The sequence below is a fragment of the Streptomyces sp. NPDC052040 genome (assembly GCF_044548405.1).
Classification (GTDB): Bacteria; Actinomycetota; Actinomycetes; order Streptomycetales; family Streptomycetaceae; genus Streptomyces.
This window is the reverse complement of record NZ_JBIUBV010000001.1, coordinates 1324044-1336537: the sequence shown is the minus strand read 5'-3', so window position 1 is coordinate 1336537 and position 12494 is coordinate 1324044. Positions and strand designations below refer to the sequence as shown.

At 74.0% G+C, this 12494-nt stretch carries 10 protein-coding genes and 3 riboswitches; of the genes, 3 read left to right on the top strand and 7 right to left on the bottom strand.

Features of this window, described 5'->3' with window-relative positions:
* Nucleotides 1–130 precede the first annotated feature (130 nt).
* From ACIHAA_RS05695 to ACIHAA_RS05675, 5 genes are read right to left on the bottom strand one after another with little or no spacing between them, the layout of a single operon-like run.
* A complete protein-coding gene (locus ACIHAA_RS05695) occupies nt 131–979 on the bottom strand; it encodes an ECF transporter S component (protein WP_399813523.1) in 849 nt (282 codons plus the stop codon).
* Entirely contained in the window at nt 976–2622 is a 1647-nt protein-coding gene (locus ACIHAA_RS05690) for an ABC transporter ATP-binding protein (protein ID WP_399813521.1), read from the bottom strand. Before ACIHAA_RS05690 ends, ACIHAA_RS05695 begins: the two co-directional genes overlap by 4 nt.
* Nucleotides 2619–3779, bottom strand: a complete 1161-nt coding sequence (locus ACIHAA_RS05685) for an energy-coupling factor transporter transmembrane component T (RefSeq protein WP_399813520.1) — start codon at nt 3777–3779, stop codon at nt 2619–2621. Before ACIHAA_RS05685 ends, ACIHAA_RS05690 begins: the two co-directional genes overlap by 4 nt.
* Nucleotides 3776–4687, bottom strand: a complete 912-nt coding sequence (locus ACIHAA_RS05680) for a hypothetical protein (protein WP_399813519.1) — start codon at nt 4685–4687, stop codon at nt 3776–3778. The genes ACIHAA_RS05685 and ACIHAA_RS05680 overlap by 4 nt, the downstream gene beginning before the upstream one ends.
* Complete coding sequence (locus ACIHAA_RS05675; protein WP_399813518.1) at nt 4684–7422, bottom strand: prenyltransferase/squalene oxidase repeat-containing protein; 2739 nt, start codon at nt 7420–7422, stop codon at nt 4684–4686. Before ACIHAA_RS05675 ends, ACIHAA_RS05680 begins: the two co-directional genes overlap by 4 nt.
* A 136-nt stretch (nt 7423–7558) precedes the next feature.
* Nucleotides 7559–7631, bottom strand: a riboswitch (cobalamin riboswitch).
* A 137-nt stretch (nt 7632–7768) separates the two neighbouring features.
* A riboswitch (cobalamin riboswitch) is annotated at nt 7769–7844 on the top strand.
* Nucleotides 7845–7966: 122 nt separating this feature from the next.
* Between ACIHAA_RS05675 and ACIHAA_RS05670 the strand changes: the two genes are divergently transcribed.
* Both ACIHAA_RS05670 and ACIHAA_RS05665 read left to right on the top strand, forming a co-directional pair.
* The gene (locus ACIHAA_RS05670) at nt 7967–9379 is read left to right on the top strand and encodes a hypothetical protein (protein ID WP_399813517.1); all 1413 of its coding nucleotides are present in this window, start codon (nt 7967–7969) and stop codon (nt 9377–9379) included.
* Nucleotides 9380–9474: 95 nt separating this feature from the next.
* On the top strand, nt 9475–10395 hold the full coding sequence (locus ACIHAA_RS05665) for a cobalamin-binding protein (protein WP_399813516.1): 921 nt from the start codon (nt 9475–9477) through the stop codon (nt 10393–10395).
* Between the two features lie 12 nt (nt 10396–10407).
* On the opposite strand, the gene ACIHAA_RS05660 is transcribed toward ACIHAA_RS05665, so the two are convergent.
* Complete coding sequence (locus tag ACIHAA_RS05660; RefSeq protein WP_399813515.1) at nt 10408–10890, bottom strand: DUF4430 domain-containing protein; 483 nt, start codon at nt 10888–10890, stop codon at nt 10408–10410.
* 170 nt (nt 10891–11060) lie between these two features.
* A riboswitch (cobalamin riboswitch) is annotated at nt 11061–11131 on the bottom strand.
* A gap of 249 nt (nt 11132–11380) precedes the next feature.
* Between ACIHAA_RS05660 and ACIHAA_RS05655 the strand changes: the two genes are divergently transcribed.
* Nucleotides 11381–11737, top strand: a complete 357-nt coding sequence (locus tag ACIHAA_RS05655; RefSeq protein WP_399813514.1) for an antibiotic biosynthesis monooxygenase family protein — start codon at nt 11381–11383, stop codon at nt 11735–11737.
* 19 nt (nt 11738–11756) lie between these two features.
* On the opposite strand, the gene ACIHAA_RS05650 is transcribed toward ACIHAA_RS05655, so the two are convergent.
* Nucleotides 11757–12494 carry an FAD binding domain-containing protein gene (locus tag ACIHAA_RS05650; RefSeq protein ID WP_399813513.1) on the bottom strand — a complete coding sequence of 246 codons (738 nt, stop codon included), beginning with the start codon at nt 12492–12494 and terminating at the stop codon, nt 11757–11759.

The window sequence follows — 12494 nt, the reverse complement described above, 5'->3', positions numbered from 1 at the left end:
CCGGTCGCGGTGGCGGGAGCGGGCCGGTGTCGCACCCGGCTTCCCCGCGCCGCGGGCCTTCCCCCCGAATATATAGTTGGACGTCCTAGTAATTCCACCCCCGACGCCCCCCGTCGCACGGCTTTGCAGGTCAGGAGGGGTCGGATTCGGCCGTTCGGGCGGTCGGGAAGCGCACGGGAGCCCGGAAGCGGGCCCGGCGGGCGGCCCGCCGGAAGGTGGTCAGCACCGCCGGACCGGCCAGCAGCACACAGACGAAGTTGGTGACGGCCCGCCCGGTGTCCCAGCCCAGCGAGGTGGCGAGGTCGAAGGCGACATAGCGGTGCCACTGCTGGGTGAAGGGCAGTCCCGGCAGATAGGCGAGGGAGCTGTTGGGGTCCAGGGAGAAGGGCCAGAAGGACAGGTTCAGCAGAAAGCCGAAGAGATAGCCGGACAGCGAGCCGTAGACGGCCAGCATCAGCACCTCGCCCCGGCCTCGCACCCGGGGCAGGAACCCGGCGAGCATCCCGACGAAGGCGCACCCGAACATCTGGTACGGCATCCACGGCCCGACCCCGCCGGTGATCAGCGCCGAGGCGAAGAGCGAGGTGCAGCCGAGCACGAAGCCGAAGCCGGGGCCGTACACCCGCCCGGCCAGGACCAGGACGAAGAAGACGGTCTCGATGCCCGCCGTCCCGGCGCCCAGCGGACGCAGGGCCGCGTTGACCGCGGACAGCACCCCCAGCATCGCGAGCGCCTTGGAGTCGATGCCGCCCTCGGCGATCTCCGACAGCACCACGCACAGGACGAGCACCAGCAGCACCCCGAAGATCAGCGGGGGCGCGTAGTTGGAACCGAATGTGCCCGGTGCGACCACGAACGGCCAGAAGAACGCGACCAGTCCGAGGAACGCGGCCAGCGCCACCACCACACCGACGCGCGGGGTCAGCCGGATCGCGGCGACGGGCCGGGCACCCGGGGGCATGTCCCTGGGCGTGCTCATGGATGTGCCCCCTCGTCGTCGGCGGCCAGCGCCCGCGCCGCCTGCTGGACCGTCAGGAAGGGCAGCGGGGCGAGGATCTTCGCGGTCTGCGGGGCGAAGGTGGGCGAGGAGACGATGACATCGACGGTCGGACCGTCGGCGACGATGTCGCCCTCGGCCATCACCACCACCCGGTCGGCCGCCCGCGCGGCGAACTCCACGTCATGGGTGGAGATGACGACCGCCCGGCCCTCGGCCGCGAGCGTGTCCACGATGCCGATCAGCTCCGACTTGGCCCGGTAGTCCAGACCCCGGGTCGGTTCGTCCAGGAGGACGATCCGGGGCGCGGCGGAGAGCTGGATGGCGAGGACGAGGGCGAGCTTCTGCCCCTCCGAGAGGTCACGGGGGTGTGTCGCGTCGTCGATGCCGGGCGCGAGCCGGTCGAGCAGGGCGCGCGCGCCCGGCCCGGCGCCGGACTCGGTGTCCGCCTGGTCGAGTTCCTGCTTGACGCTCTCCAGATAGAGCAGGTCGGCGGGGGTCTGCGGGACCAGTCCGACGAGTCGGCGGGCCTCGGCGGCCGGCACGTCGCCCGGGTCCGTGCCGCCGCGGGCGCCGTCGGCCACCGTCACCGCTCCGGCCCGGCGCGGACCGGAGCCCTGCACGGCCCACAGCAGGGAGGACTTGCCGGAGCCGTTGCGGCCCATGAGCGCGGTGACCTCGCCCGCGTGCAGATCGAGGTCGGCCCCGCGGACGGCGGCGACCCCCCGGTAGGAGACCTGGACGCCGCGCGCCGCCAGCAGCCGGGTCCGTTCGCCGTAGGGGACCTGCGGGCGCACCGGGTCCGGGGTGCGGTCCGCGAGCCGCGCCCGCAGGGGGGCGGCGGCGCGGCGGGCGTCGCGGACGGACAGCGGCAGCGGGGACCACCCGGCGGCCCGGCCCAGCTCGACGATGGGCGGTGCGATCGTGGACGTACGCAGGATCTCGGCGGGTGCGCCGATCCGGGCCCGGCCGTCGCCCGGCAGATGGATGACGCGGTCCGCGTACTGGACCACGCGTTCGAGCCGGTGCTCGGCCATGAGGACGGTGACCCCGAGGTCGTGGACGAGCCGGGTCACGGCGGCGAGGACCTCCTCGGCCGCCGTGGGGTCCAGGGCGGAGGTCGGTTCGTCCAGGACCAGGACGCGGGGGTGGGCGGTCAGGACGGAGCCGATGGCGACGCGCTGCTGCTGGCCACCGGAGAGTTCGTGCAGGGCGCGGTGGCGCAGCTCGGCGAGGCCGAGCAGATCGAGGGTCTCCTCCACCCGTTTGCGCATGGTGGCCGGGGGGATCGCCAACTGCTCCATGGCGTAGGCGAGTTCCTCCTCGACGCTGTCGGTGACGAAGCCGTCGATCGGGTCCTGGCCGACCACGCCGACGACATCGGCGAGTTCGCGGGGCGGGTGGTGGGCGGTGTCGCGGCCGTCGACGGTGACCCGGCCGTGCAGGGTGCCGCCGGTGAAGTGCGGGACAAGCCCGTTGACCGCGCCGAGCAGCGTGGACTTGCCGACGCCCGTGTGCCCGACGACCAGGCAGAGTTCGCCCTCCTCCACCGTGAGGTCGATGTCACGCAGGGCGGGCTCGGGGGTGTCGTCGTACTGGACGGTGACCTGGTCGAAGGTGATCACGGGACGTCGGCTCTCTGGACGGGTCCGGGCTCGGGCGCGAGGAATCCGGCCGTACCGGCGAGCAGGATCGCCGCGGTCGGCACCAGCGGGAGGACGGGCCAGGTCAGCGGGTAGAAGGTGGGGTTGAGCTGGGCGGGGTCGTAGCCGAGGTTGCAGAAGAGCAGCACGGCGGAGAGCACCCCGCTGCCCGCCACGGCCCACTCCGGCAGACGCCAGGGGTCGGGCCGGTAGGTGGTGCGCGTGATGCGGCGGCCGCCGAGCCGCAGGCCCGCCACGCAGAGCGCGGCACCCGCCGCCATCGCGGGCAGTCCGAGGAAGGCGGGCGCGGTGGCGTCGAGCAGACCGTAGGCCCCGGCGCACAGGCCGCACATACCCAGCAGCATCAGTGCGCCGGTGATCCGGCGGGAGCGGCGGGTGGCGGTGCCCGCCCGGCCGTAGCCGCGGGAGTCCATGGCCGCGGCCAGCCGCAGGGAGCGTTCGAGGGCGTCCTCCAGGACGGGGACGACGATGCCGCGCAGCGCCTTCATGCCCCGGGTGCGTCCGGCCCGCAGCTTCTTGGCCCGGGCGACCCGTTGCACGCTCTGCACCAGCTGCGGGGCCACACTGATCGCGACGGTGACGGCGACCCCGAGTTCGTACAGGGCGCCGGGCAGCACCCGCAGGGCCCGTTTGGGGTTGGCGAGGGTGTTGGCCGCGCCGATGCAGCACAGCATGCAGGCGAGCCGCAGACCATCGGTGGCCGACGACAGCAGTGCCTCCAGCGACACCGGGCCGCCGATGCTGATGCCCGCGTACCAGTCGGGGGTGGGGATGTGCGGGAGGGAGAAGAGGAAGTGGTCGTGCGGGGTGATCCCGGTGGCGAAGACGGCCCGGAAGGCGACCCGGACCATCACCACGGTCAGGGCGAGATACAGGTAGTACGGGAAGCCCCGGGCCCAGGGCGCCGCGGTGCGCCGGGCCGTGACCACATAGCCGAGGACGGCCAGCACCAGGAACAGCAGCAGCGGGTTGTCGGTGCGGCTGACGGCGGTGGCCAGGGAGAGCGCCCAGATCCACCAGGCCACCGGGTGCAGGGTCCGCGGCAGCCGTCGGCCGCCCCGGGCCGGTGCCGGGGCGGCCGGGGCGGGCTGCACGGTCGTAGGGGCCACCGCGGTCACTCGGTACGGCGGCGTCGGCGCGCCACGAACACGGCGGCGCCGCCGATCACCACGACGAGACCGGCTCCGGTGGCGACGGGGACGATCGAGCCGGAGCCGTGCCGGGCCTCGGCGGCCGGGGCGGCGTCGACGACCCGGGTGCCGGAGCCCGGAGCCGCCGCGGCCGCGGGACTTGTGGCGGCACTGGGTGTGGGGGACGGCGTCGGGCTCGGGGTGGTGCTCGGCCCGGCCTTCTTCGGTGCGGGCGCGGGCGAAGTGGCGGGTACGGTGGTCTGCTTCTGCTGCTCGGGGGCCGGTCCGGTGTCCACGTCGGGCGGCAGCGGGGGCGCCTTCCGGGTGGAGGCGGGTTTCCCGGCGTCGCCCTGCGGTGCGGTGTTGTGGGCGCGGAGCTGGTCGGGGGTGATCCTCGGGCGGCCCTCGGTGCCCTGGATGTTCGTACTGCCGAAGATCCACAGATCGACACTGCCGGGCTTGGGCTTGTAGAGCATCGCACCGAGCTGGCTGTAGCTCCAGTCCCTGGCGCCCGGGTCGGCGTGCCAGTACGACCAGTAGGCGGTGGCGGGCGGGGTGAGGACGCAGTCGTCCTCACCGGGGGTGGGATATTGCTTGCCGCCGCGGTAACCGCTGTAGCCGATGCGGCAGATGAAGGCCGGGCCGTCGTGACCGGTGCCGGTGGTGCTCCAGCCGCCCTCGTTGAGCAGCTCGTAGCCGGTGGTCGGGGTGGTGCCGCAGGAGCGGAGGACGGGGCCGCCCCAGTGGCTGAAGTCGACGGCGAGCACGGCACCCGAGGTGGTCGTGCAGCGCCCCATCGGCTCCGGGTCGGCGGCGGCCGGGGTGCCGGTCGCGGCGACCGCGGCCGCGGCCAGACCGAGCGCGGCCAGCGCCCTCAGGACCCGTGCGGCCCTCATCGCTGCCGTCCCGGGTCGGTGCGGCGGCGGGCGACGGCCACCGTGCGCCAGCCGGCCAGGACCAGCAGGGCGGCGATCGCGGCCAGGGCGCCGACCTGGGCTCCGGTGGAGGCGAGCACACCGCCCTCGCCGCCGCTGGCGGTGGCTCCGCCCGCTCCGGCACTGCTGCTGCCGGTGGTGACGATCTCCGGGGCGCTGCCGCTGGGGCTGGGGGTCGGCTGCGGCGTGGTGCCGGTCAGGCTGCCCCGGAGGGTGCCGAAGGAGATCCCGGTGGCGCCGCCGACGGCCTGGGTGGAGGCGCGCAGATCGGAGCCGCGCTGGCCGCCCTTGGCGACGTTGAAGCCGCCGTCGGCGTTCTGCTGCGCGGCGAGGAAGTGCCGCGCCTTGGTGATCTTCGCCGCGTAGGTCCCGGCGTTCAGGGACAGCCCCTGCACGGCGAGGGCGGCGGAGTTGACCGAGTCGCCTGCGGCGCCCGGGAAGCCGCCGTCGGCCAGTTGCTTCGACGCGATCCAGGCCAGCGCCCGGTCCACGGCCCGGTCGGCCGCGGTGCCGCCCGCCAGTTTCAGGGCCATGGCGGCGATGGCGGTGGAGTCCACGTCCAAGTCGCCGGAGGAGGGGATCAGGCTGGGCCAGGCCCCGCTGGGCTGCTGGAGGCTCTCCAGGTAGGCGACGGGCCGCGCGGCGGCCGCCTTCTCGCCCGCGCGCAGCTGCGCCATGACGGCCAGGGCCTGGGCGAAGACGGAGGGCGCGTAGGTGTAGGCGCCCTTGGCCGCGCAGGAGCGGTCCGGTGCGGTGCTGGGCCCCGCGCAGACGGACTTGGCGAGGGCGGCGACCAGGTCGTGCCCGGCGAAGTGGCGCGGGTCGCGGCCGACGGCCTCGGCGAGCAGTGCGGTCTTGCCGAGGGAGCCGCCCGCCGCGTACGCGGTGCCGACGCCGGTCCAGTCGTTGACGGTGCGTCCCGTGCCGTCCTTGCCGCCGTGGTCGAGGAAGTCCACGATGCCGCGCAGCCCGGCGTTGTCCAGGCCCGTGGCGGCGAGGGCGTAGGCGCCGTCGATGGTGAGGCCGAAGTCGGCGCGGCCCGTGGTGAATCCGTCCCCGTAGTACCGGCCGCCCTTGAGGTTGGCCGCCTTGGTCAGGTAGGCGACGCCCTTCTTGAGGTCGGGGCCGCCGCTCGCGGGGACGGTGGGATCGGCGGGGGGCGTGGTCGGCGGCGGGGGTGTCGTGGTGGTGAGGGTGACCAGGCTGGTGGCGGCACCGGCGAGGACGGCCGGTGAGGTCGCGTAGACGGCCGGGTCGGTGGCGCCCTCGTCGAAGCCGAAGCCGCCGCCCTTCAGCTGCTGCCGGGACAGCCAGCCCACGGCGGCGTCGGCGCGGACGGTGTCCCCGAGGGCACGCAGCGCCTGGGCGGCATACGCGGTGGCGGTGACGCTGCCGGTGTCGGAGCCGGTGGAGCCGGGGAAGGCGCCGTCCGCCCGCTGGGACTTGGCCAGATACGTACGGGCGCTGCTCACCGCGGCCTCGTGGCCGCCCGCCCGGTGCAGCACCAGGGCGACGAGCCCGGTGGTCGCGGGGTCGCCGTCGCAGTACTCGCCGGGACGGATGAGGATGCTGGTGACACCGCCGCCCTTGCACTGGAGCTGGGTGAGCCGGTCCACGGTGGCGGCCGGGGGCGTCACCCCGGCGCGCAGCAGGGCCAGTACGGCCAGGGCCTGGCCCTCGGCGTAGGAGGAGGCGCGGAAGTCGCCCTTGGCGGTGCAGCCGGACAGCGGATGGTCGCCCTCGGGGCCCGCCGCGCACACATTGCCGGTGAGGGCGGCGAGCAGGTCGTGACCGCCGAAGGTGCGCGGATCGCGGCCGGTGGTCTCGGCGAGCAGGGCCAGGCGGGCCACGGCGGTGGCGTCGGGGGCCTGGTCGGTGCCGTTCGGGTAGGCGAAGTCGGCGGCGTGGGCGGCGAGGAAGCCGGTCACCTTGTCGAGGGTGGCGCTCTTGCCGTCGGCCGCGGCGAGCGCGTAGGCGGTGTCGGCGGTGAGCGGGTAGTCGGGGGTGGTGGCGCCGTCGTCGACGATGCGTTCCCCGTCGGTCAGGCTGCTCCTGAGCCATGCCGCGGCGGCGCCTGTATCGACCTTGCCGGGGGCGCCGGTGGGGGTGCTGCCCGGGTCGGGGGTGCCGGTGGATCCGGCGCGTACGTCGTCGGGGGTGAAGGCGGGTTGGCCCGTGGAGCCGCCGACGTCGGTGCCGCCGTAGACCCAGGCGTCGATGTCGCCGTTCTTCAGCTTGCGGTCCATGGCGCCCTGAGGGCTGTAGGTCCAGTCGTGCTGGCCGGGGGCGGCGATCCAGTAGGACCAGTAGGCGGTGGCCTGGGGGGTGAGGACGCAGGACTCCTTGTCCGGAGTCGGGTACTGGGTACCGGAGTTGAAGGAGGCGAAGCCGATACGGCAGATGAAGGCGGGGCCGTCGTGCACGGTGCCCGCGGTGGTGAAGCCGGTGTCGTGCAGCAGGTTGTACCCGGTGGTGGGGCTGGTGTCGCAGCCGCGCTCGACCCTGCCGCCGAAGGGCCCGAAGTCGACGGCGACCACGGCGCCCTTGGTCGCCGTGCACGCGTCGGTGCCGTCCGCGGCGGCGGGGGTCGTCGTGAGGTACGTCACGCAGGCCGCCAGCAGGAGGAACAGTGCCGACAGCAGTGCCGCCACCCGTGGCGGGCCCCCCGCCGTCAGGCCGCTTCTTCGCTTCCCCACCACAGCCCCCTCAGGCCTGCCGCACGCGGGCGCAGACGTGGCAGAGGGCCTCCGTCGGACGGGAGGTCCCGGCTGCCGGAAGCTGGTCGCACCACGCCGCAGTCCGCGACGGCGTCTGTTGCCGATGAAACGGTCCAGGCATTCCGGCTCGCCCGGCGGTGCCGGGCCCACGGTTGCGGGTCAGCGCCGGACTTCGACCGGCTTCCCCTGGAACTCGTTGTGTATCAGCGGGATTTGAACACGCTTCACCACGGCCGTCAAGACACCGCCCTGACCGGTCCGGGCGGTCGGTTGCGACCGCTGGCGGCAGGGGTGCAGGTCGGGTACCGTCCCGGACTGCCGAGTGGGGGAACCCGGTGGGATTCCGGGGCTGACGCGCAGCGGTGTGGGACGGCCGGGGGCCGCCCCGAGCCCGAATGCCCAAGCGGTGCAGCACCTCTGGAAGCCGGTCCACGCGTTCCGGACGGCGGCCGCACCCGCCGCTCCCCGGGCCGCCCGGCACCGGCGCGGGTGGGGTCGGCGTCCTTCATCCAAGGAGCAGGCCATGCCCCGTCCGCTGTCCTTCCGCAGCCCCGCCCTCACCGCGGCCGCCGCGCTGGGTGCCTTCGCCCTCACCGCACTGCCCGCCGCCGCGACCTCCAGCCCGTCACAGATCGCCACCTCCAAGACGAACGGCGTCTCCTACCTCAAGTCCCTTCAGGCGGCGGACGGTTCCTACGCCGGTTCCGGGCTGTCCAACGAGTGGGCGTTCAGCGCCCTCGCGGCGGCCGGTACCGCCGCGGTGGATGTCACCCCGGGCGGCGACACCAGCAAGAACGCGAGAACCGTCTACCGCACCCTGCTCTCCACCGCGAGCTGGCCCTCCTCCTCCCCCGTGGTCACCGACTACGAGCGTGCGATGCTCAACGCCTACGCGGCGGGGATCGACCCGGCCCGTGTCTCCGCCTCCCGCAATCTGGTCGCCGACATCTACGGCTACTGGCAGACCGCCGAGCCCGGCTACTTCGGCCCGTCGGCCAACTTCAACGGCACCGTGTTCGCGGCGCTCGCCCTGGGCGGCGCGAAGACCCAGTCCGGTCAGGCCCGGATCCCGCAGGCGCTGCGGGACGCGCTCATCACCCGTATCCGCGCCAACCAGCACAACGACGGCGGCTGGAACTACGGCAAGGCGGAGGGCAGTCCCAGCCAGCTGTCCTCGACCAGCGACATCGACATGACCGGCGCCACGATGGCGGCCCTGTGCGTGTCGGGAGTGCCGAACACCGACACCGACGTCCTCCAGGCCAAGGCGTTCCTCAAGAGCAAGCTGGTGGCGAGCAGCGGTGCCTTCAACGCCATGTTCGGCGCCAACACCGACTCCAACGGCTGGGCGGTGTCCGGGCTCAACGCCTGCGGGATCAACGCGCAGACCGGTGACTTCCTCACCTCCATGGGCAAGACGCCGGTGGACTTCCTGATCGCGCAGCAGTTCAAGCCGGGCGGCGGCTTCAAGTACCTGCCCTCCGACACCTCCCCGACGGCGTACTCCTCGATCGACGGACTGCGCGCGGTGGCGGGCGGCGGCTTCACGGCCGCCCCGCCCGTCCCGGTCACCTCGGGCGCCCCGCAGTGGGTGGGCCAGGGCTCCTTCACCTCCGGTACGGCGACCAGGCTGGCGCTCACCGTGGACGACGGCGCCGGGAATCCGAAGGTGTGCTCGGTGGCCCTCACGCCGACCGGTACGGCCACCACCCTCGGCGCGGTCCTGGACGCGGCCACCGGCGCGGCCACCCCGGCGGGGTGCGTCACCGGTGTCACCCCCTCCTCCGGTACGGGCACCGTCACCGCGCTCAACGGCAAGGCCAACAGCGGCTCGAACACCTGGAAGGTGAGCATCGACGGCTCGGCGTTCGCCTCCGCCGCGCGGAACACGGTGGTGGGAGTGGGCGACACGATCGCAGTGCGCTGGGGCGCCTGACGGCGCGGTCGGATCCGCGGCGGGTCCTGGGGCCGCTCGTTCGGATCATGCCGGGCTTGCGGGCGGATCCCGACGAAAGATCCTAGAGTCGGCGCATGCGCATCGTCTCCCTGCTGCCCGCCGCGACAGACATCGTGGCCGAACTCGGGCTGTCGGCGCGGTTGGTCGGCCGTACCCATGAGTGCGACTGGCCGCCGGACGAGGTGGCGCAGGTGCCCGTGGTGACCGGGGCGGACCTGGATCAGGACGCCCTCACCAGCCGGGAGATCTCGGACGCGGTGGGCGGCTCGGCGCACTCCGGTTCGTCGCTGTACACCCTGGACACCGAGGCGCTGGCGGCCCTGCGGCCCGATGTGGTGCTCACCCAGGATCTGTGCGAGGTGTGCGCGGTGTCGTACGCGAGGGTGAGCGGGGCCGTGCGGCTGCTCGACGCGGACACCCGGGTGCTCAGTCTGGAGCCGCGCACGCTCGACGACGTACTGGACTGCCTGGTCACGGTCGGCGAGCTGCTCGGCGTGCCGGAGCGGGCGCGGGCGCGCCGGGCCGCGCTGCGGGCCCGGCTCGACCGAGTCCGCAGCGCGGTCGCCCGGCGCGGGCGGCCCCGGGTGGTGGCCCTCGAGTGGCTGGACCCGCTGTGGCCCGCCGGGCACTGGGTGCCCGAGCAGATCGCGGCCGCCGGCGGCGAGCCCCTGCTCGCCCAGCCCGGCGAGCACACCGCGCCGATGACCTGGGAGGCGGTGCGCGCCGCCCGGCCGGACGCGGTCCTCGTGCTGCCCTGCGGCTTCCCGCCCGAACGGACCCTGCGCGAGGCGGACTTGCTGACCGGGCTGCCGGGCTGGGCGGAGCTGCCCGCCGTACGGTCCGGACGGGTCTGGGGGCTGGACGGCCCCGCCCATTTCAACCGCCCCGGACCGCGGGTGGTGCGCGGGGCGGAGGTCCTCGCGCGGGTTCTGCACGGGGTGCGGGCCGGGGAGGCGGTCACACCGGCCGAGGCGCGCCCGTTCCCCGGCCGGTGACGACGGGCCGGATCAGAAGGCCGTCCAGGTGAAGGCGACCTTGTCCCCGGCCTTCAGCTTGAACTGGCAGCCGCCCACCGGGGTGGAGGTGCCGTTGACGGAGATGTTCCAGTAGGCGGTGGCGCCGCCGCTCACCTTCTTGATGGTGTCGACGGAGTAGTCGTCGAAGGACGAGTACCAGGTGCCGTCCCAGGTGAAGTGCCGCTTGCGGGCGGCGTCGTCGAGGGCGGCGGTGGGCGTCGGCACGGCGGAGGCGTTGGCGCCGCCGTTGGTGCCGTCGCATCTGTGTGTGCCGCCCGTGGCCGTGGTGACCTCATGGCCACGGGTTCTGACGCTGCCCTTGAACAGGGTCCCGTCCGGTCCCTGCACGGTCAGCGACACCCTGATCGGGGCGTTGGTACGGGGCGCGCCCTGGGCATGGGCGACTGCCGGGGCGGAGGCGAGGGCGAGGACGGCCGCGGCGGCCGCGGTGCGGCGTGCGAAGGTGCGGTGCAAGGGAGGAGCCCTTCTGGTGTGGGCGGTCCGCGGCCCGACGCCGAGCGGGCGGACCCGCGCCGGAGGGACGCGCCGCGCCGCTCTGCTTGCGAACGGCCGGACGCACCGGACCGGGCTCTCGGCTTCGCACTGCGGACCATGACAGTGGGAAGCGGTTCTCGGCACGCGCCGGGTGCCCCGACTCGCGGCCCCGGGGCCGCACACGGTTGCAGGTCAGCGCCGGATTCCCACCGGCTTCCCCCGATCGCGCGCCTCTGCGGTTGTTGTGCGCACGGCTCACGCCAGGGGCGGCCGGGAAGGCCGGAACGGGTGCGAACCGGGCACATCCTAGGGAGAGTTGGTGAACGGGCGCCAGAGGTTCCCGCTGCCGGTCGGGGCCTTTGCCGCGGCGCCCGGCGCCGGGGGGTCCCCCGCCCTGCCGACGTCCGAACGGGCGAAATACGGACCGGCGAGGGAGACCCGGGGACGCCGGAACGGGACACATGACCGTATGACTGTTACGGCACACATCGACTCCACGCGCCCCGTGGCCACGCTCATCAATGTCTTCACGGTCTCCCCCGACCGCCAGGAGGAGCTGATCGCGCTCCTGTCCCGCGCCACGGAGGAGACGATGAAGCATCAACCCGGCTTCATCTGCGCCAACTTCCACGCCTCCCTGGACGGCGAACGCGTCATCAACTACGCCCAGTGGGAGAGCGAGGAGCACTACCACGCGATGCTGGCCAACCCCGAGGCGCGGGTGCACATGGACAAGGCGGCCACCATCGCCACCGATGTCCAGCCGCGGTTGTTCCGGGTCGAGTCGGTCCACCCGGAGCGGGCCGGCGGCGCGAACCGGCGGTAGGGCGCGGGCGGGTCCGGCCTCAGCGGACGGGGCCGTGGCCGTCCAGCAGTCCGGCGACCTGCGGGCGTACGACGTCCCAGGCCGCGGGAGGCAGATCGCCCAGCGCCGTCGAGTGCAGCGCGTGCAGGGTCCGGTCGATGTCCGTGCCCGGGTCCGCGGCGCAGACGGTGTCGCCGCTGAACACGTCGTAGCCGTCCCGTACGGCGACCCGGAGGCGGACGCCCGTGCCGTCGTCGCCGTGCAGCGCCGAGGCGACGACAAGGGGCGGCGGTCCGCCCGCGTCGGGGGGCAGCTTGCGGTACGCGGAGGCGATCGGATCGCGCCAGTGGAGACCGAGCAGCAGCGGCTGCTTGGCGATCACCTCGGCCAGGTCCGTTTCGTGGACGCCGTCCGACGCCAGCACCGTGGCACGGGCGTCCAGGACGAGCGCGGCGGGGAGCAGGCAGCGCAGGGTGCTGCCGACGAGATTGCCGCCGACCGTCGCCGTCCGGCGCACGGCCCCCGTCCCCACCGTGGCGGCGGCCAGCCGGAGGACGTCCGGCACCCGGTCGTCGATGCGGCCGAGGACCACGGCGGAGCCGAGCCTTCCGCCGCCCAGGACTTGGGCGTCCGGCAGGTCGCGCAGCGACATGGCCAGGTCGGGGAAGCCGTCCCGCTGCCAGACGGCCCAGACGAGCGTGGCGCCGCCGACCGGAACGGCCTCCTCGGCGAGACACTCCTGTGCTTCGGGTATGGACAGGGGCAGACGCAGCAGCAC